At 74.4% G+C, this 19545-nt stretch carries 13 protein-coding genes; 9 read left to right on the forward strand and 4 right to left on the reverse strand.

The features are described 5' to 3' along the window. Window position 1: 1 nt before the first annotated feature. Window positions 2-667 (reverse strand): TrkA family potassium uptake protein, encoded by a 666-nt coding sequence (locus NMK34_RS09435; protein ID WP_318333051.1) that lies wholly within the window; start codon window positions 665-667, stop codon window positions 2-4. 158 nt (window positions 668-825) lie between these two features. Here NMK34_RS09435 and NMK34_RS09440 point away from each other — a divergent pair, with 158 nt between their 5' ends. The 5 genes from NMK34_RS09440 to NMK34_RS09460 all read left to right on the forward strand — a co-directional run bounded on the left by NMK34_RS09440 (window position 826) and on the right by NMK34_RS09460 (window position 8117). Next, the gene (locus NMK34_RS09440; protein ID WP_318333052.1) at window positions 826-2877 is read left to right on the forward strand and encodes an APC family permease; all 2052 of its coding nucleotides are present in this window, start codon (window positions 826-828) and stop codon (window positions 2875-2877) included. Window positions 2878-2954: 77 nt separating this feature from the next. After that, the gene (locus NMK34_RS09445) at window positions 2955-4184 is read left to right on the forward strand and encodes a class I SAM-dependent RNA methyltransferase (protein WP_318336307.1); all 1230 of its coding nucleotides are present in this window, start codon (window positions 2955-2957) and stop codon (window positions 4182-4184) included. Window positions 4185-4272: 88 nt separating this feature from the next. Continuing rightward, on the forward strand, window positions 4273-5433 hold the full coding sequence (locus NMK34_RS09450) for an anhydro-N-acetylmuramic acid kinase (RefSeq protein WP_318333053.1): 1161 nt from the start codon (window positions 4273-4275) through the stop codon (window positions 5431-5433). Between the two features lie 58 nt (window positions 5434-5491). Further along, complete coding sequence (dxs, locus tag NMK34_RS09455; RefSeq protein WP_318333054.1) at window positions 5492-7435, forward strand: 1-deoxy-D-xylulose-5-phosphate synthase; 1944 nt, start codon at window positions 5492-5494, stop codon at window positions 7433-7435. A 175-nt stretch (window positions 7436-7610) separates the two neighbouring features. Continuing rightward, complete coding sequence (locus NMK34_RS09460) at window positions 7611-8117, forward strand: GNAT family N-acetyltransferase (protein WP_318333055.1); 507 nt, start codon at window positions 7611-7613, stop codon at window positions 8115-8117. A 266-nt stretch (window positions 8118-8383) separates the two neighbouring features. On the opposite strand, the gene NMK34_RS09465 is transcribed toward NMK34_RS09460, so the two are convergent. After that, window positions 8384-9574: a hypothetical protein gene (locus NMK34_RS09465; protein WP_318333056.1), complete on the reverse strand. Its 1191-nt coding sequence runs from the start codon at window positions 9572-9574 to the stop codon at window positions 8384-8386. A 156-nt stretch (window positions 9575-9730) separates the two neighbouring features. Here NMK34_RS09465 and NMK34_RS09470 point away from each other — a divergent pair, with 156 nt between their 5' ends. Together NMK34_RS09470 and NMK34_RS09475 are read left to right on the forward strand one after the other, a co-directional pair. After that, window positions 9731-11671 (forward strand): hypothetical protein, encoded by a 1941-nt coding sequence (locus tag NMK34_RS09470; protein ID WP_318333057.1) that lies wholly within the window; start codon window positions 9731-9733, stop codon window positions 11669-11671. Beyond that, the gene (locus NMK34_RS09475; RefSeq protein ID WP_318333058.1) at window positions 11629-13410 is read left to right on the forward strand and encodes a hypothetical protein; all 1782 of its coding nucleotides are present in this window, start codon (window positions 11629-11631) and stop codon (window positions 13408-13410) included. The genes NMK34_RS09470 and NMK34_RS09475 overlap by 43 nt, the downstream gene beginning before the upstream one ends. Before the next feature lie 15 nt (window positions 13411-13425). Here NMK34_RS09475 and NMK34_RS09480 read toward each other — a convergent pair whose 3' ends face one another. After that, entirely contained in the window at window positions 13426-15294 is a 1869-nt protein-coding gene (locus tag NMK34_RS09480; RefSeq protein ID WP_412098945.1) for a hypothetical protein, read from the reverse strand. Window positions 15295-15381: 87 nt separating this feature from the next. On the opposite strand from NMK34_RS09480, the gene NMK34_RS09485 reads away from it, so the two are divergent. Continuing rightward, window positions 15382-16644 (forward strand): PQQ-binding-like beta-propeller repeat protein, encoded by a 1263-nt coding sequence (locus tag NMK34_RS09485; RefSeq protein ID WP_318333059.1) that lies wholly within the window; start codon window positions 15382-15384, stop codon window positions 16642-16644. Next, complete coding sequence (locus NMK34_RS09490; RefSeq protein ID WP_318333060.1) at window positions 16641-17933, forward strand: PQQ-binding-like beta-propeller repeat protein; 1293 nt, start codon at window positions 16641-16643, stop codon at window positions 17931-17933. The genes NMK34_RS09485 and NMK34_RS09490 overlap by 4 nt, the downstream gene beginning before the upstream one ends. On the opposite strand, the gene NMK34_RS09495 is transcribed toward NMK34_RS09490, so the two are convergent. Continuing rightward, a complete protein-coding gene (locus tag NMK34_RS09495) occupies window positions 17934-19208 on the reverse strand; it encodes a peptidase C39 family protein (protein WP_318333061.1) in 1275 nt (424 codons plus the stop codon). Between the last annotated feature and the right edge of the window lie 337 nt (window positions 19209-19545).

Raw genomic sequence — 19545 nt, forward strand, 5'->3', positions numbered from 1 at the left:
CTCAGTGCCCCCCTTCCGGCGGCGCCGCCGCCACCGACGTGACCGGGCCGTTGATGTCGTCGGTCACCAGCATGTAGACCTGGTCGCCCTCCTGGATCATCGTGGAGGCGGTGGGCAGGGTGCCGATGCCGAACCGGTTCAGGTAGGCCACCCGGGCGCCGACGACCTGCTCCAGCTGCCGCAGCGGCCGGCCGATCCAGTCCTTGTGCAGCGGCACCTCGATGATCGAGACGGTGCTCGTCGGGTCACGGAAGATCTCCACGTTGCCCTCGGGGACCAGGTGGCGCAGCATCCGGTCGGCGGTCCACCGCACGGTCGCCACGGTGGGGATGCCGAGCCGCTCGTAGACCTGGGCGCGGCGCTGGTCGTAGATCCGGGCCGCGACCCGGGACACGCCGAACGTCTCCCGCGCCAGCCGGGCCGAGATGATGTTGGAGTTGTCGCCGCTGGACACCGCCGCGAACGCGTCGGCCCGCTCGATGCCGGCCTGGCGCAGCACCTCGCCGTCGAAGCCCGCACCGGTGACGGTGATGCCGGCGAAGTCCGGCCCGAGACGGCGGAACGCGTCCGCGTCCTGGTCGATCACCGCCACCGAGTGCCCACGCGACTCCAGGCTGTGGGCCAGGGTCGACCCGACCCGGCCGCAGCCCATGATCACCACATGCACGGTGTCCGCTCCTCCCACGGCGCCGCCCGCCGACCCGTCGCCTGCGAGCCTGCCACGTCCCCCCACGGGACGGGGGACCGAACCGTACCGCGCGGCCGCACGCGGAGGAGATCGACCACCCCCGCGCCCCGGACCCGGTGGTCGTACGCTTGGCGGTTGTGGCCCGACCCACCTCGCTGCTGAAGCGACTCCTCCTCGGTCGACCGTTCCGGTCCGACCGCCTCCAGCACACCCTGCTGCCGAAGCGCATCGCGCTGCCGGTCTTCGCCTCGGACGCGCTCTCCAGCGTCGCGTACGCCCCGGACGAGATCCTCCTGACGCTGTCCATCGCCGGTGCCTCGGCGTTCTTCTTCTCGCCGTGGGTGGCGCTCGCGGTCGTCGTGGTCATGCTGACCGTGGTGGCGAGCTACCGGCAGAACGTGCACGCCTACCCCTCCGGCGGCGGCGACTACGAGGTGGCCACGGTCAATCTCGGTCCCAAGGCCGGCCTGGCGGTGGCGAGCGCGCTGCTCGTCGACTACGTGCTCACCGTCGCCGTCTCGGTCTCCTCCGGCGTGGCGAACCTCGGCTCGGTGGTGCCGTTCGTGGCGACCCACAAGGTGCTCATCGCGGTCAGCGCGGTGGTGCTGCTCACCGCGATCAACCTGCGCGGCCTGCGCGAGTCCGGCACCGCCTTCGCCATCCCCACGTACGGCTTCGTGATCGTCATCGGCGGCATGCTGCTGACCGGGCTGGTCCGCGTCTTCGTGCTCGGCGACGACCTGCGCGCGCCGAGCGCCGGCCTGGAGATCCAGGCCGAGCACAGCGTCACCGGATTCGCGCTGGTGTTCCTGCTGCTGCGCACGTTCTCCTCCGGCTGCGCCGCGCTCACCGGCGTGGAGGCGATCTCCAACGGCGTACCGGCGTTCAAGAGCCCGAAGTCGAAGAACGCGGCGACCACGCTGCTGCTGCTCGGCGGCATCGCGGTGGCCATGCTCGTCGGCATCATCTGGCTGGCCCGCCTCACCGGCCTGCAGTTCGTCGAGGATCCGAGCACGCAGATCGTCTCCGGCCCGGACGGGTACGTGCAGAAGACGGTCACCACCCAGCTCGGCGAGACCGTGTTCGGCGGCGGCTCGGTGCTGCTCTACGTGGTCGCCGGGATGACCGCGCTGATCCTGTTCCTGGCCGCCAACACCGCCTTCAACGGCTTCCCGGTGCTCGGCTCGATCCTCGCGCAGGACCGCTACCTGCCCCGCCAGCTGCACACCCGCGGCGACCGGCTGGCCTTCTCCAACGGCATCCTCTTCCTGGCCGTCTTCGCGATCGTGCTGATCGTCGGCTTCCAGGCCGAGGTGACCAAGCTCATCCAGCTCTACATCGTCGGGGTGTTCGTCTCGTTCACGCTCTCCCAGGCCGGCATGATCCGGCACTGGAACCGGCACCTGCGCCGCGAGCGCGACCCGGAGGCGCGCCGGCGGATGGTCCGCTCCCGGGCGATCAACACGTTCGGCATGGTCATGACCGGCGTCGTGCTGATCATCGTGCTGGCCACGAAGTTCCTGCTCGGGGCGTGGATCGCGATCGTCGCGATGGCCGTGATGTACGTGGTGATGCTCGGCATCCGCCGGCACTACGACCGGATCGCCGAGGAACTGGAGCCGACCGAGCAGCGTGGCGTGCTGCCCGCCCGCAACCACGCCATCGTGCTGGTCAGCAAGCTGCACAAGCCGACGCTGCGGGCCGTCGCGTACGCCCGGGCCACCCGGCCGGACACGCTCACCGCCGTCACCGTGAACGTGGACGAGCAGGACACCCGCGATCTCCAGGCCGACTGGGAGCGCCGCGAGCTGCCGGTGCCGCTCACCGTGATCGACTCCCCGTACCGGGAGATCACCCGCCCGATCCTCAACTTCGTCGCGTCGGTGCGCCGGGAGTCGCCGCGCGACGTGGTCACCGTCTTCATCCCCGAGTACGTGGTGGGCCGCTGGTGGGAGAACCTGCTGCACAACCAGAGCGCGCTGCGCCTCAAGGGGCGGCTGCTGTTCGAGCCGGGCGTGATGGTCACCAGCGTGCCGTGGCAACTGGCCTCCACCGCCAGCAAGAACCTGGACCGGCTGGATGCCACGCTGAGCCGGGGACCGGCGCGTGGCCCTCGGGTGGCGCCGCAGAGCACGCTGCCGCCGCCGGTGGCGTCCACGCCGTCCGCCGAGCGGGAGGAGCGCTCGTGAGCGCGGTCGAGAGCCCTGGGTCTGCGCCGGCGGAGCGGTCCGGTCCTGCGTCGGTGGAGCGGTCCGGTCCTGCGTCGGTGGAGCGGCCCGGGCTGGAGGAGGCCGAGCGGGTCGAGCTGACTGTCGACGCGGTCGCACCGGGCGGGCACTGCGTGGCCCGCGTCGGCGGTCAGGTCGTCTTCGTCCGGCACGCGCTGCCCGGCGAGCGGGTGATCGCCGAGGTGACCGAGCTGCACCGGGGCTTCGCCCGCGCCGACGCGGTGGAGATCCTGGACGCCTCACCGGACCGGGTCACCCCGCCGTGCCCGTACGCCCGGCCCGGCCGGTGCGGCGGCTGCGACCTCCAGCACGTCGCCCCGCCCGCCCAGCTCGACTGGAAGCTCGCAGTGGTACGCGAACAGCTCACCCGGCTGGGCGGCCTCACCGCGGAGCAGATCGACGCGCTCGGCGTCCGCGTCGAGGCGCTGCCCGGCGGGCCGCTGGGCTGGCGTTCCCGGGTCCGCTACGCGGTCGACGCGGCCGGCCGGGCCGGACTGCTCAAGCACCGCTCGCACGAGGTGGTGCCGATCGACAGGTGCCTGATCGCGCACCCGGCGATCCAGGACCTGCCGGTGCTCCCGCCGACCGGTGCCCGCTGGCCCGACGCCGACGCGGTGGAGACGGTCGCCAGTACCGGCGGGGACGTCGCCGTGGTCGCGTACACCGATGGGGTTCCGGCGGCGGTGAGCGGGCCGGAGCGGGTCCGGGAGACGGCGGCCGGGCGGTCCTTCACGCTGCCCGCCTCCGGGTTCTGGCAGGTGCACCCGGCTGCGGCGGACGCGCTGACCGGCGCGGTCCTCGACCTGCTCGACCCACGGCCCGGTGAGACGGCCTGGGACCTGTACGGCGGGGCCGGCCTGTTCGCCGCCGCGCTCGCCGAACGGGTCGACGGGGCCCGGGTGACGCTCGTCGAGTCGGCGCCGGACGGGGTGGCCGCGGCCCGGCAGAACCTGGCCGACCTGCGTGCCGTCGAGGTGGTCGCCGCGCGGGTGGAGGCGGCGCTGTCCCGGCGCCGGATCACCGGACCGGTCGACCTTGTGGTGCTCGACCCGCCGCGCTCCGGCGCGGGCGCGCCGGTGGTCCGCGGTGTGGTGGCCGCCGGTCCGCGCGCTGTCGCCTACGTGGCCTGCGACCCGGCCGCCTTCGCCCGGGACGTGCGCACGTTCACCGAGGCGGGCTGGCGGCTGGCCGCGCTGCGCGGCTTCGACCTGTTCCCGATGACCCAGCATGTGGAGCTGGTGGGCCTGTTCCTGCCCCCGCAGCGTTGATCTTGTCCGTGGCTCCGCGCGTTGATCGCGTTGATCGCGTTAATAAGGGGCCCTTTTACTACCGGATCCGTTAAGAAGGGGCCCTTCCTTGCGCATCGTCGGGTTGATGTCGGGCACGTCGTACGACGGCGTGGACGTGGTGGCCGCCGAGTTCACCGCCGACGGCGACACGCTGCGGCTGCGGCCGCTCGGGCACCGGGAACTGGCGTACCCGGACGACCTGCGGGCCGAGATCGGCACGCTGCTGCCGCCGGCGGCCACCACGATCGAGGCGGTCTGCCGGCTGGACAACCGGCTCGGCGAGGTGTTCGCCGAGGCGGCCGCGGCCGGCGTCGATCTGGCCGGAGGCACCGCCGACGCGGTCGTGTCGCCCGGGCAGACGGTCTTCCACTGGGTCGAGGACGGCCGGGTGCGCGGCACCCTCCAGCTCGGCGCGCCGGCCCGGGTGGCCGCCCGGGTGGGCGTACCGGTGCTGCACGACCTGCGCTCGGCGGACGTCGCCGCCGGCGGCCAGGGCGCGCCGCTGGTCCCGGCGTTCGACGCGCTGTTGCTCGACCCGGCCGCCGGCCCAAGGGCCGCGTTGAACCTCGGGGGGATCGCGAACCTCACCGTGGTCGCGCCCGGGGCGCCCGTCCTCGGGTACGACGTGGGCCCGGCCAACGCGCTGCTGGACGCCGCCGCCCGGCGCTTCCTGGACCGGCCCTGCGACGTCGACGGCGCCCGAGCCGCGGCCGGGCGGGTGCACGAGGCGTTGCTGGCCCGGCTGCTCGCCGAGCCGTACTACGCCGCGCCGCCGCCCAAGTCGACCGGCAAGGAGCTGTTCCACGGCGGCTACCTGGACGCCGCGCTGAGCGGGCTGGGCGAGCCGGTGGGGGCCGACGACGTGCTGGCCACGCTCACCGAGCTGACCGCCCGCACGGTGGCCGACGCCTGCGACCGGCACCGGGTCGCCGAGGTGGTGGCCGCCGGCGGGGGAGTGCGCAATCCCACACTCCGGGCGCGGCTGGCCGCCCTGGGTGCGGGACGCTGGCGGCTGCGCACCACCGACGAGCTGGGCGTACCGGCCCAGGCCAAGGAGGCGTACGCGTTCGCGCTGCTGGGCTGGCTGTCCTGGCACGGGCTGCCGGGCGCGGTGCCGTCGGTGACCGGGGCGTCCCGGGCCGCCGTACTCGGCTCCTGGACCCCTGCGGGCCCGTCCGCCACAGCGCCCCGCCCACCCGCGCCCCGGCGGCTGGTGGTCGACGCCTGACCTGGGTCGATGCACGGCCGGGCTGCGGACTGTTCCGCGGCCGATAGACTCTCCGGTCATGAGTGTTGAAGAGGGCACGGCCAACCACGGTCGGCTGCTGGGCACCGTCCGCGGCCCGCAGGACGTGAAGCGGATGACCGCCGAGCAGCTGGACATCCTCGCCGCCGAGATCCGTGACTTCCTGATCGCCAAGGTCTCCCGCACCGGCGGCCACGTCGGCCCCAACCTCGGTGTGGTCGAGCTGACCCTGGCGATGCACCGGGTCTTCGACTCCCCGCGTGACCGGCTCCTCTTCGACACCGGCCACCAGGCGTACGTGCACAAGATCCTCACCGGCCGGCAGGAGGGCTTCGACAAGCTCCGCCAGCGTGGTGGCCTCTCCGGGTACCCCAGCCAGGCGGAGAGCGAGCACGACCTGATCGAGAACTCGCACGCCTCGACCGCCCTGTCGTACGCCGACGGCCTCGCCAAGGCGTACGCGCTGCGCGGCGAGAAGCGCTCCGTGGTCGCCGTGGTCGGCGACGGCGCCCTCACCGGCGGCATGTGCTGGGAGGCGCTGAACAACATCGCGACCGCCGGCAACCCGCTGGTGATCGTCGTGAACGACAACGGCCGGTCCTACTCGCCGACCATCGGCGGCCTCGCCGACCACCTGTCGTCGCTGCGGCTCAACCCCGGCTACGAGAAGGTGCTCGACACGGTCAAGGACGCGCTGGGCAACACCCCGTTCGTCGGCAAGCCGATGTACGAGGTGCTGCACGCGGTCAAGAAGGGCATCAAGGACGCGGTCGCCCCGCAGGCCATGTTCGAGGACCTCGGCATCAAGTACGTCGGCCCGGTCGACGGCCACGACGTACCGGCGGTCGAGGCGGCGCTGCGTGCCGCGAAGAACTTCGGCGGCCCGGTGATCGTGCACGCGGTCACCCGCAAGGGCTACGGCTACCGTCCCGCCGAGGACGACGAAGCGGACTGCCTGCACGGCCCCGGCGCGTTCGACGCCGAGACCGGCAAGCTGCTCGCCGTGCCGTCGGTGAAGTGGACGAACGTCTTCGCCGACGAGCTGGTCGCGATCGCCGACGAGCGCCCCGACGTGGTCGGCATCACCGCCGCCATGGCCGAGCCCACCGGCATCGCCACGCTGGCTCGCAAGTACCCGGAGCGGGTCTACGACGTGGGCATCGCCGAGCAGCACGCCGCCACCTCCGCCGCCGGTCTGGCGATGGGCGGGCTGCACCCGGTGGTGGCGGTCTACGCCACGTTCCTCAACCGCGCGTTCGACCAGGTCCTGCTGGACGTGGCCATGCACAAGCTGCCCGTCACGTTCGTGCTGGACCGGGCCGGCATCACCGGCCCGGACGGGCCCAGCCACTACGGCATCTGGGACATGTCGGTCTTCGGCGTGGTGCCCGGCCTGCGGATCGCCGCGCCCCGCGACTCGGCCACGCTGCGCGAGGAGCTGCGCGAGGCGGTCGCCGTCGACGACGGCCCGACCATCCTGCGCTTCCCGACCGGCACCGTCGCCGCCGACCTGCCGGCCGTACGCCGGGTCGGCCCGGTCGACGTGCTGGCCGAGTCGGCCCGTACCGACGTGCTGCTGGTAGCGGTCGGCTCGTTCGCCGGCCTCGGCGTCGAGGTCGCCGCCCGGGTCGCCGAGCAGGGGTACGGCGTGACTGTGGTCGACCCGCGCTGGGTGCGCCCGGTGCCGGCCGAACTGGTCGAGCTGGCGTCCGCGCACCGGCTCGTGGTCACCGTGGAGGACGGCGTGCGCATCGGCGGCGTCGGTTCCGCGCTGGCCCAGGCGATGCGCGACGCCGACGTCCGCGTACCGGTCAAGGACATGGGCGTACCGGCCGACTGGCACCCGCACGGCAGCCGCGCGCAGATCCTGGCCGACCTGCGACTGACCGCGCAGGACGTGGCGCGCGACGTCACCGGCTGGATCTCCGGCCTGGACGCCGCCCCGGTGGACCCGGCCACGAACGGAGCCCGAGCCCAGAGCTGACCCACCCCGCGCGTGCCGCGCGCGGGCCGCGCGCGTCACGCGCGCGGACCTCGCGCGGACCTCGCGCGTGACGCCCGCGTTGATCTTGCACTTGCGGCCCTCCTGATGTCGGCTTCGCCCGATTACGGAGGGCCGCAAGTGCAAGATCGCTGGGGCTGACGTGGAGGGAGGGCGCGTGGAGGTGCGGGAGGCGGGGCTCGGGGATCTTTCGGGGATCGTCGAGCTGCACAGTCGGGCGCGGGTCGCCTACTACGGGGCCGGTGGGCTGCCGGTCGGAGAGATTCTCACTCCGAAGCTGGCCCGGGAGCAGCGAGAGGGCTGGTCAGCGGCGATCGCCTCGGCGCACAAGCGGGTGCGAGTCGCCATGGTGGACGGCGCCCTGGCCGGGGTGCTCGCCATGGGGCCGCCGCACTCGTCCGACCTGGATCCGCGGACCACCGCGCAGCTCTACCAGATCCACGTCGATCCGGAGCTCTGGGGCCGGGGCGTGGGTGGTGCGCTGCACGCTCTGTTCGTGCGTCACCTGGCGGACGAGGGGCTGGCGCTGGGCGTACTGGAGGTGTGGGAGCGCAACACCCGGGCCCGCGCGTTCTACACGCGCCACGGTTGGCGCCCCGACGGCACCTCCCGCCCCGGCCCAGCCCAAACCCCCTACGTAGGCATGCACCTACCTCACCCCTAGCGCGGCCCAGCCCTCCCGGCCCCGCCGATCTTGCACTTCCGGCCCCCAGCTTGCCCGTTTCGCCCTGATTCCAAGGGGCACCAACTGCAAAAACGCCGGAGCTGGGGTGAGCATGGCCCTGTTGACCAAGGAGTTCGGGTGCGCGCGAGGCCGCCTGGGTGACACAAACTCCTTGATCACCCGGGGCGGTGGGGTGATCATGAGGTTGGCCGTGGATTGTGTCCGGTTTGTCGCCGTCAACTTCATGATCGACGGGGCGCGGGGGGTCAGGGGGTGGGGAGGGAGCGGTACCAGGTCTTCTCGGTGCCGGCCAGGCTGAACGTCTGCCTCTGGTCGGTGTGCTCGACCACCACCAGGCCGGGACGGTCCACCAGGCGGGTCGTGCCGGGCGGGGCGGAGAACGAGGCGTCCCGGGTACGCCAGGACAGCACCGCCAGCGGCCGGCCCGGCATCGGCAGGTGGTACGCCTGAACCGTGGTGGACCGGTCGGCGGGGGAGGCCACCGGAGTGCCGCCGTCGGCCGGACGGTAGACCACCGCTGTCATCGTCCCGGCCGGCGTCTCCCAGCTGAGCTGCTCCAACTCGCCCGGCTCGCCCTCGCCGAGGGCCACCGAACCGAGCGACCGCGTCGCGATCTTCGCCATCGGCCAGGACTCCGGGGCGGAGCGGGGTGCCTCCCGGTCGCCGATGCGGCGCGGCACACTGCCGAACGGGCCCCGCTCACCGCCCAGCACGCAGGTGTCCAGGCCGGTCAGCGCGCGCTTCCCGGCGCCCGTCTCGTCGCGTACCAGGGGATAGCGGGGCGCTTCGGTGGCCGTACCCAGGTCGAGGACGCGGTCTGCGGCCCGGCCGCGCGGCAGCGACGGTGTGGCCCGCAGCGTCGCGGTCAGTTCGACGGCCCGGCAGGCCGGGACGGCGACCGGGTCGGTGACGCCGTCGGTGCCGCCGAGCACCTTGCCGTCGGGGCCGGTCAGGCGTTCCACACGGGCCGAGGTGAGGTAGCGGCGGCCGGACGGCTCCCGCACCGGGAGCACGTCGGAGTAGACCAGGTAGCCGGGGTCGGTGTACTCGGTGGCGTGGACGACCCGCCAGCGCTGCCCGTCCCGGTCGAGTTGCAGCAGCCAGGAGGCGGACTCGCCGGGCACGTCGGCGGCGACGAGCGCGAGCGCCGACCCGGCGACCTGACCGGAGAAGAGGATGCCGGACGTGGGCACGTGCACCCGGTCGTCCACCGGGGAGCGCCAGTCGCGTACCGCTGTGGTGATCGCGGCGGTCGCCGCGGCGTCGCGGGACAGGCTGCCGCGCGGCGGCCACACCGCGAGGGTGCCGTCCAGACTGTCGTAGCCGACCCGCAGGTCCGCCGGCCGCCGTTCGGCGACCGGTCCGCAACCGGCCGTGACCAGCAGCAGAGCTGCCAGCGCGATGCCCGTCGTAGCGCCTCGGCGGGCTGAAAGCACCCTGATCCCCTCGCCGGTCGTCGGTCGGAAGCCCACATGGTACGAGACGACCGGTCACCCGGCCGCGCCCGGCTCACCCTTTCGGCCGATCGGCCACTGCGGAACGTGACGGGCGATTCGGGTACCAATATCCGGCTCCGGTAGACTCCGCCGACTGTGACGCCTGCCGAGACCCGCGGCGCCTCGACGCCGGACGCCGCCGCCCCGACGGGCCACCGCGCCGTCACCCTGGACCCGCCATCGGTCACCATCACCGCCGAGCCGGAGCCGGCGACCACGACCACGCCGACCACACCCGAGGCGCCGGCCACGCCGGCCACGCCGGCCACGCCGGGCGCGCGGCGCGCGCGCCGGTGGCGGTGGACGCGCCGCCGGATCGACCTCACCGTGTACGGCGGATTCCTGCTCGCCGCGATCTGGGTCACCAGCGGCATCTGGGTCGACCCGGCCGGACGGGTCGCGGCGCTCTACAGCAGCGACCCGGCGCAGGTGCAGTTCTTCCTCGCCCACTCGGTGCGGGTGGTGCTGCACGGCGAGTTCCCGTTCTTCACCGAGCAGTTCAACTACCCCGACGGCGTGAACCTGATGGCGAACACCGCCATCCTGGCGCTCGGCATCCCGATGGTGCCGGTGACCCTCCTGTTCGGACCGGCGGTCTCCTTCGTCACGCTGGTCACGCTCGGCCTCGCCGGCACCGCCGCCGCCTGGTACCGGGTGCTCTCCCGGCACCTGATCCGGCACCGCCCGGCCGCCGCGGTGGCGGCCTGGTTCTGCGGGTTCTCACCGGCCATGCTGTCGCACGCCAACTGGCACCCGAACATCATCAGCCAGTTCCTGCTGCCGTTCATCGTGTGGCGGGTGCTGGTGCTGACCCGCTCGGCCCGGCCGGTCCGCGACGGCGTGCTGCTGGCGCTGCTGGTCACCGCGCAGGCGTTCATCAACGAGGAGATCCTGCTCTTCACCGCGCTGGCCCTGGGCGTGTTCCTGATCGCCGTGGTGGTGCAGCAGCGGGAACGGTGGAGCACGGCGTGGCGGCCGCTCGGCGCCGGGCTGGCGGTCTGCGCGGTGCTGGCCGGGGCGCTGCTGGCGTACCCGCTGTGGGTGCAGTTCGCCGGGCCGATGGCGTACCATGGGCTCAGCGACGCGGTGCGCGACTACGGCAACGACATCGCCGCGTTCTTCGCGCCCGGCTCGCCCACGTTCGGCGGCAACGAGCGCGCCAACGTCAACCTCGCGCCGAACTACTCGGAGGAGAACGCGTTCTTCGGCTGGAGCCTGTCGCTTCTCGTCGTGGGCATCGTGGTGTGGCTGCGGCGGGACGTGATCGTCCGCGCGCTCGCCGCCACCGGGCTGTTCTTCGCCGTGCTCTCCCTCGGCGAGCGGATCTCCTGGTGGGACCGGGAGATCGCCACCGGCCCGTGGGAGCTGCTGGTACGGCTGCCGCTGCTCGACGCCGTGGTGCCGACCCGCTTCGGCCTGATCACCGGCGTGACGGTGGCGATCCTGCTCGCGTACGCGGTCCGGCGCGCCTGGGCGCTGCGCGGCGTGGACCGGCGGACCGCCCGCAAGCTCACCGCCGCGGGCCTGGTCCTCGCGCTGCTGCCGATCGCGCCGATGCCGTTGCAGGTCACCACCCGGGAGCCGGTGCCGGAGTTCATCACCGCCGACAGGTGGCGCAAGTACGTCGGGCCGGATCAGACGCTCGTCTCAGTGCCGGTGCCCGCGATGGGCAACACCGACCCGATGCGCTGGGCGGCCAGCACCAACCTCGACTTCAAGATCCCCGGCGGCTACTTCCTCGCGCCGCGCAACGGCGTCACCGGCGACCCCGGGCGCTTCGGCGGCCGCCCCAGCGGTATCGGCGAGATGCTGCGGGAGGTATCGTCCACCGGCCGTACGCCGAAGCTGGACGACCGCCAGCGGCGCCGCTACCTGGACGAGCTGCGGCACTGGAACGCGGCGGTGGTGGTGCTGCCGCGCGACGAGCAGAACGCCGAGCCGCTGCGCCGCACCGTGGAGCAGCTGGTCGGCCCCGGACGGCAGGAGCTGGACGTGTGGCTGTGGGACGTGCGGAAACTGACCAGCCGGTCCGCCTGACCGAACCGGCGGTCCCCGCCCCCGCGCCCCGCCGCCGGCCCCGGCCGGCCGACGTGCTGGTGGTGGCCGGCTACCTCGGTCTGGCCGTGCTGCTCACCACCGGCCAGTGGCGCCGGCCGGAACGGCTGTTCCACCAGGCCGGCGACCAGATGCTGTTCGAGTGGATGCTGGCCCGGGCCGCCCGCGCGGTCACCGGCGTCGAGAACCCGCTGTACAGCGACGCGCTGAACGCCCCGGACGGGGTGAACCTGATGGCGAACACGTCGGTGCTCGGGCTGGGCGTGCCGCTCACCCCGGTCACCGTCGTCTTCGGCTCCCAGGCGGCCTTCCTCGTCGCCGTGACGCTCAGCCTCGCCGGCACCGCCACCGCCTGGTACGCGCTGCTCGCCCGCCGGCTGGTCCGCTCCCGGGCCGCCGCCGCGGTGGGCGGCCTGTTCTGCGGCTTCGCCCCGGGCATGGTGGCGCAGGCCGGAGCGCACCTGCACATGGCCGCGCAGTTCCTGGTGCCGGTGATCCTCGCGCTGGTGTTCCGCCCGGCCACCGACCGGGTCCGGCGCGACGGCGTGCTGCTCGGGCTCGCCGTCGCGTACCAGGTGTTCCTCGGCGAGGAGGTGCTGGTCTTCCTGGCGTTGGCCGCCGGGGTGTTCGCCGGGGCGTACGCGCTCGCCGACCGGGCCGCCGCGCGCCGGCTTACGCCCGTGATAGCCCGCCGGCTGGGCGTCGGCGCGCTGGTGGCGGGCGTGCTGCTGGCGTACCCGCTGTGGTTCCAGTTCGCCGGGCCGGGCCACTACCGGGGGATGCCGTTCCACACCGAGGGCTACCGGCTGGACGTGGTCTCGTTCGTCACCACCGCCCGGCAGAGCGTCGCCGGGGACGCCCGCCGGGCCGGGCTGCTGTCGCCGAACCCGACCGAGCAGAACTCGTTCCTCGGTCCGTTCCTGCCGCTGCTGGCCGTCCTCGTGGTGGTGCGGCTGTGGCGGCTGCCGCTGGTGCGCGCGCTCGCCGCGTGCGGCCTGCTGTTCGCGCTGCTGTCGCTCGGTTCCCCGGTGGTGGTGAACCGGCACGACACCGGGCTGCCCGGCCCGTACCGCCTGCTCGCCGGCGTGCCGCTGCTGGACCTGGTGGTGCCGGCGCGGTTCGCGCTGGTCTGCGTACCGGTGCTCGGGGTGCTGCTGGCGCTCGCAGTGGACCGGGTCCGGCACCGCGCCGCGCGCACCTGGGCGCCGTGGGCCGGCGCAGTCGCCGCGGCGCTGCTGCCGCTGGCGCCGACGCCGATCCGCACGGTGCCGGTCGCGCCCGTCCCGGCCGTGGTGTCCGGCGGCGGCTGGCGGGAGTACGTGCCGGCGGGCCGGACGCTGGTGCCGGTGCCGCCGGTGACCGGGGCGGCGGTCAGCCCCGCCATGTTCTGGTCGGCGCGCACCGGGCTGGCGTTCGACGCGCCCGGCGGCTACTTCATCGGCCCGCAGTCGGCCGGCGACCCGGCGGCCCGCTGGGGCGCGCCGGACCGGCCCACGTCGCTGCTGCTGCGCCGGGCCGCCGAGACCGGCCGGGTGCCGCCGGTCGGCGAGCCGGAACGCCGGCAGGCGGTCGACGACCTGCGGCACTGGCGGGCGGCGGCACTGGTGCAGGCCGACTCGTCACCCGGCGACCCGGTACGCGCCACAGTCGACGCGCTGGTCGGCCCCGGCCGGGACGTGCCCGGCGGCTACCTGTGGGACGTCCGCCCGCTCGTCGGCTGACCGGCGCCGGGTGTGTCACACCCGGTCGCGGACGTCCCAGATCCACACGTCGTCGACCCGCTGCGGCGGGCCGAGCAGCTCGGCCATCAGGTCGCGCAGTACCGCCTCGCGCGGGCCGGCCCCGAGCACCACCACCGAGGCCCGCCAGAAGCGCAGGTCGTCCACGGCCTGGCGGCGATTCTCCTCGGTGATCTCCGGCACCTCGTTCGCGTCCATGGTGGAGTAGATGAGCGTGCTGGTGGGGCGGTTCGGTGCGCCGAACACACCCTCGCCGCGCTCGTTCGGGCCGATGAAGTAGCCACCCGGGATCGGGAACTCCTGCCCGGTCAGCGCGCTCCAGCGCAGCGTGTGCAGCCCGTGCACGTTGCTGGGGATCGGCACCGGCACGAGCGTGCGGCCCTCCGGCACGTACGGCCGCCAGCCGCCCGCGGTGATGAAGTGCGGCGGCGGGTCGATCCGCTCGGCCGGCAGCGGACGCGGGATCAGCGGCACCACGGCGGCCACGATCGCGGCGTACCCGGCCAGCCGCAGCACCCGGCGGCGCGTGTCGCGCGCGGCCGTCCCGTCGCCGTCGTCGTCCGTGCTGTCGTCGTCACCCGAGCGGGGGGCGGGCACCGGCGGGCGGCCGGCACCGGCCAGCGCGTCCCACGCCAGCGCGAGCAGCACGCCCACTGCGGCCACCACCACCAGGCTCAACCGTGTCGGCATCATCATCTCGACGAGCGGCAGATCGTCCGGCACGTACGCCCACGGACCGTCGATGTCGGTCTCCGCGCCGTCGAACCGCACGACCGGGCCGATCGAGGCGATCGTGAAGACCACCACCAGCGCGGCCAGGATCCGGGCCGGCACCGACCGGCGGACCAGCAGCACCAGCGCGGCCAGCGCCACCAGCACCAGCGGCCAGCCGAACCAGGTGTTCTGCTCGGTCAGGCCGATGGTCTTCTCCACCGCCTCGTCACCGGCGATCGTGTCCCTGGCGAACGTGACGAAGGCGACCAGGTCCTCACCCCAGTTGTGGAAGACACCGCCCTGCAACCCGCGGTAGGACTGCGGGCCGTTGAACTGGAACCAGATCGGGTACGCGGTCAGCAGCAGCGCCAGGCCGCCGCCGAGACCGAGCGCGGCCACGAACGACCCGGCCCGCTCGCGGACCGCGCGGGGCCGCTGCACCGCGTACGCCACCACGACGACCAGGCAGGCCAGCGCGGTCAGCAGCAGCATCTCCTCGTTGATGAAGATCTGGTACGCGACCAGCAACCCGAGCGCCACCCCGTTGCGCCGCCAGCGGCCCGGCTCACCCAGCCGCAGCACACGCGCGACGATCAGCGGCAGCAGGAAGTTCGACACGAAGTTGGGCTGGCCGTTGGCGTGGTGCACGATGCCCGGCGCGAAACCGAGGAACGCGCCGCCGACGAACGCCCCGGCCCGGGACCGGACCAGGTGCCGGGACAGCACCCAGTACGACGTGGCGGCGGTCGCGGACAGCGCGGCGCCCAGGTAGAGCGCGTACATCACCTGCGGGCCGAGCAGCAGCGTCAGCGGCGCCAGCGGCAGCGTCACCCCGAGCAGCGAGGTGTTCGCCATCATGTTCACCCCGTCCGGCGCGTTCTGCCGGGTGGTGAACAGCGGGTTCTCCAGGTGCTGCACCGAGTACGCGCCGTGCGCGAACAGCCACTCGAACCAGCTGTGGTCGGTGGGCAGGTGCGAGGAGACCCGGTTCTCGACGTCGCCCCAGTAGTTGAGGCAGACGAGAACGCCGAGCAGCACATAGGCTCCGATGGCCAGCACGTCGGCGCGGGCCGGCCGGCGACGGGCGCGGCGTGGCGGGTCGGCCACGACGGCGTCCGCCTCGACGGATGAGGGGTTCAACGAGGGGTCCACCACGGGCACGGCCACGACGCGCCATCGTACAGGCGGTTCGTCACACGGCCGGTCACGGCCGGGCGGCGGCTCGGCGCGCGGGAGAGGATGGTCGTGACCGTCATCGATCTGGGGGAGCTGCGCGACGACGCGCCGCCCGGCCCGGCGCCCCGCCCCCCGCGTGCCGTCGGACGGCCGTTCCGCCTTCTCGTGGTGCTGCTGGTGGCACTGCTCACGCTCACCGCCCCGACGCCGCCGCGAGGCCCGGTCGAGTGGACGCTGCCCGGCGGGCTGGGATCGGCCGTGTTCGTCTCCGGCGACGTGGTGTACGTGGTGCGGCCGGACCGCGCAGGCGCCGGCGGCGGGCGGGAACTGCTGGCGTACCGGGGCGGCCGGGAGCGGTGGCGCAGCCCGCTACCAGGCGTGGGCACCGCCGTGTCGGTGTGGGAGCAGGACGGCCGGGTGATCGTGGCCGGCCGGAGCGTCGGCGACACGGACTGGCAGACGGTGACGTACGACGCGGCCACCGGTGCGGACGTCTGGCGCCGGCCCGGAATCGCGTTCGCGGTGGGCCGGGTGCTGCTGATCCAGTCGGCCGGCTCCGACACCGCGACGTCGATCGGAGGGCTGGACCCGGCCGACGGCCGTACGGTGTGGACGGCGCCGATGACCGGCGCGCTGGGCTTCGACGCCGAGCCGGCCGGGCCGGCACGCATGGTGTTGTCCCCGGCGAGAGGCGAGACCGTGGTCGTTGACGTGCGCACCGGCGCGCGGCTGGTGGCCCGCGACCTGTATCCGGTACGACGGCCCGGCCCGCGCCGGTTGCAGATCGCCCGCGGGCTGCTGCTGGAGGTCCGCGACGGCGAGGGGGCCATCGAGGCGTACGACCTGGACACGCTCCGGTCGCGCTGGACCGTCGCGCGGAAGCTCGTCGGCCACGTCGAGAGTTGCGGCGCCCTGCTCTGCGCCGTCGGGCCGGCCGGCGGGATGACCGCGCTCGACCCGGCGACCGGCGCCGTGCGCTGGAGCGTGGACCGGTGGGCGGGCGTGGCGGCGGAGCGTGGCGGCCGGCTGCTCGTCGGCGTCCCCGACACCGGCATCGACGACGGCCTGGCGGTGCTCGACCAGGACGACGGGCGGCTGATCGCCGACCTGGGCGGCTGGAGACCGGTCCCGCAGCACGAGGCGGGCGGCCCGCTGCTGGCGACACGGCCGCTGGGCGGCGGCAGACGGCTCCTGGCCGAGGTGGGCCTGTCCGGCGATCCGCCCTCGATCCGGGGCACGCTCACCGGCACCGACTGCACCACCGGCGTGACGCTTCTGGTCTGCCGCCGGCCCGGCGGCGACTACATGGTGCGGCGGCTGACGTGAGCCCGGTGATCGAGCTGGGGGAGATGCGGCACGGCGAGTCCGCCGACGAGCCTGCCGCCGTACCGCCCCGGCGGCCGCCGGGCCCCACGGCGCGGGTGGCGCTGCTCGGCTGCCTGGTGCTGCTCGTGGTCACCGCCGCCGCCGGGCCGCTGCGACGGCCCGAGCCGATCCGGGTGCCCGCCCCGCAGGGCGCGGCGTTCGTGGTCCTGCCGGACCGCGTGGTGGTGGCCGACGGCCCGGGCGCGATCGGCCGGGGCGGGCGGGTGGTCGCCGCGTACCGGCTGCCCGGCGGGGAACCGGCGTGGCGGTTCGCGCTGACCGACGGCGACCACGTGCTCGGCCTCACCGCAGTGGCCGGGGGACTGCTGGTGACGAGCAGCCCGGCCGGGGACGGCGACTCCGTGTCGGCCATGCTCGACCCGGCCACCGGCACGCTGCGCTGGCGGCATCCCGGCTACCCGGTCCGGACGGCATCAGGCGGGCTGCTGCTGGAGAACCCCCGCCCGCCCGGCGCGGGCACCGTCCGGGCCGTGGACCCGGACTCCGGCGAGGTGCGGTGGACGCTGCCCGTACCCGGCCAGGAGGTGGGGTATCGCCGCGACGACCACGGGGTGACGCAGCTCGTGCTGGTCACCCCGCAGGGCCGGGTGACCGTGTACGACGCGGACTCCGGCGCGGTCGCGCACACCGGCCGGGTGGCGCCCGCGGCCGATCGCGCCGCCTACCGGTACGCGCAGGTCGTGGCCGACCTCCTGCTTGTCGAGGACGCCCGGGGCACCGTCACCGGGTACGGCCTGGACCGGCTCGACGAGCGGTGGAGCCTGCCGGTCGGCTCCCGCGCCGGGCTCTGGTTCGCCGACTGCGCCGGGATGGTGTGCCTGCGTGACCAGGTGGGCGGCGCGCAGGCCCTCGACCCGGCCACCGGCCGTCCGGCCTGGACGGACGAGCGCTGGCTGGGGATGGGGCCGGTCGGCGACCGCCTCATCGCCGCCGAACGCGGCGTCGGGGAGGAACTGGAACTGTCGGCGCTGGACCCGCCGACCGGCCGCGTGCTGGCCCGGCTGGGCCGCTGGCGCGTCTCCGGCAACGACCTCCCGTCCGGGCCGCTGCTCGGGCTGCGCACGCTCACCGAGGACCGCACGCTCGTCGGCGCGCTGGACGTGGCGGCCGGGCAGGTGCGGATCCGGGGGATCCTGCCCGGCCCCTGGTCCGAGTGCGCGGACACGGGTACGCAACTGGTGTGCCTGCGTCCGACCGGCGGCATGGCGATCTGGCCGGCCGGCCGCTGATCACCAGTTGGCCTGCGCCGGGGCCGGCGGCAGCGGCGTCGACTCGGGCCGCAGCACGTACGCGATCCCGCCGCTGCCCACCTGCCAGGCGCTCTGGAACGGCGCGCGTGGCACGGTGCGGCGGACCCGCTCGTCGTCCGGCGCGTACGGGTCGTTGAGCACCGGGTCGCCGTCGGCGGTGAAGCCGGCCAGCACCATGAGGTGTCCCCGGGTGTCGTAGTCCAGCCCGGGTACCTGACCGGCGGTGAACGCGGCCGAGACGATCAGCGGGATGCCGGCGGCCACGAACCGTTCCGCCTCGGCCAGCGAGCGCAGCCGGGTGACGAAGGCGTCCACCCCGTGCGTGGCCGCGTACGCGGTGTTGAACGGCCAGTTGCCCGGCCCGCCGTAGGCGTGGTCGTAGCAGTGCCGGGCGGCGTGCACCACCTGCGGGCGGGGGCCGGGCGGCGCCACCCAGGCGTACCGGTCCGGGGTGGGGCCGGCGCCCCAGAAGTCGAGCACCATCGACACGCAGGTGGGGCTGCACCAGGAGTCGCCGCCGCCACCCCAGCGGGTCTCCCCGGCGGCGGCGTGCAGTCGCTGCGCGTAGCGCGGCACGTCCAGCACCCGTCCCCACGCGACGCCCGGCCGAAGCGTGCCGTCGTCCCCCGTGCCGGTGGCGGCGGGCTGCGCGCCGGTGGTGGCGGTCTGCGCGCCGGTGGCGGCGGGCTGCGCGCCGGTGGTGCCGGCGTCGGTGGCAGGCGGGTCGGTGGAAGCGACCACACCCACGGTGCGCAGCACCGGACCGGCGGGCGCGTCGAGCCGGCGCAACAGGGTCACCCGGACCTGCCAGCCGGTCACCGTGGCACCGGTCACCCGCAGTGTGTCGGCGGCGACCCGCGCCCGGTCGTCCTCCTGCCCGGGTACGGAGGCGCGGTGCACCGCGCTGTCGTCGGCGGCCCAGTGGCCCAGCTCGTACCAGCCGGTGGTGGCCGTACCGTCGCCCCAGCCGCGCAGCTCGACCCGCAGCCAGCAGCCGGGTGGGGTGTCGGCGGTCCAGGAGGGCACCAGCTCGGTCACGGCGAAGCCGACGGGTGTCACGGGGGAGGTCCAGGCGCCGGCGGCGTACTCGGCAGTGGTCCCGGAGTGCGGGTCGGTGTACGTGACCCGGCCGGCGTCGCCGTCGAGCGTCAGGCCGTCCGGTCCGGCGCGCAGCCCGTCCGCACGACCTCGGTCCCGGTCCGCCGGGAAGCGGAACCGGCGGTACGCGATGTCGCGGCGGCTCGTGCCCCTCATGCCGTTCATCGTGGACCCGCCCCGCGTGGACGCGGCCCGTTGCTGGTGCGCATGTCGATCATCGCCGCCGAGCATCGCGTACCCGAAGGTTTTCTGCAACGGCCGCCCGCGCCGCCGACCGCAACCCACCGGCGTGCCGTGCCGTGACCGAACGTAGTCGCAATCCTGCCCCGGCAGGGTTGCCCTCACGCCCCTTTGCTCTGCAGCCATCGACGCAGCGGTGACCCACGGCTACCGGTGCGTCCGAGGCTGCAGAGCAAAGGGCGCGGAGTGGTGTCCCCGGCGGCGCGTGCCGGTCGACCGTTTCCCCTGGTCAAGGCGATCTGACTCGCTGGGC

Origin of the sequence: Micromonospora sp. BRA006-A (assembly GCF_033433935.1) — a bacterium.
GTDB classification, from domain to species: Bacteria; Actinomycetota; Actinomycetes; order Mycobacteriales; family Micromonosporaceae; genus Micromonospora; species Micromonospora aurantiaca.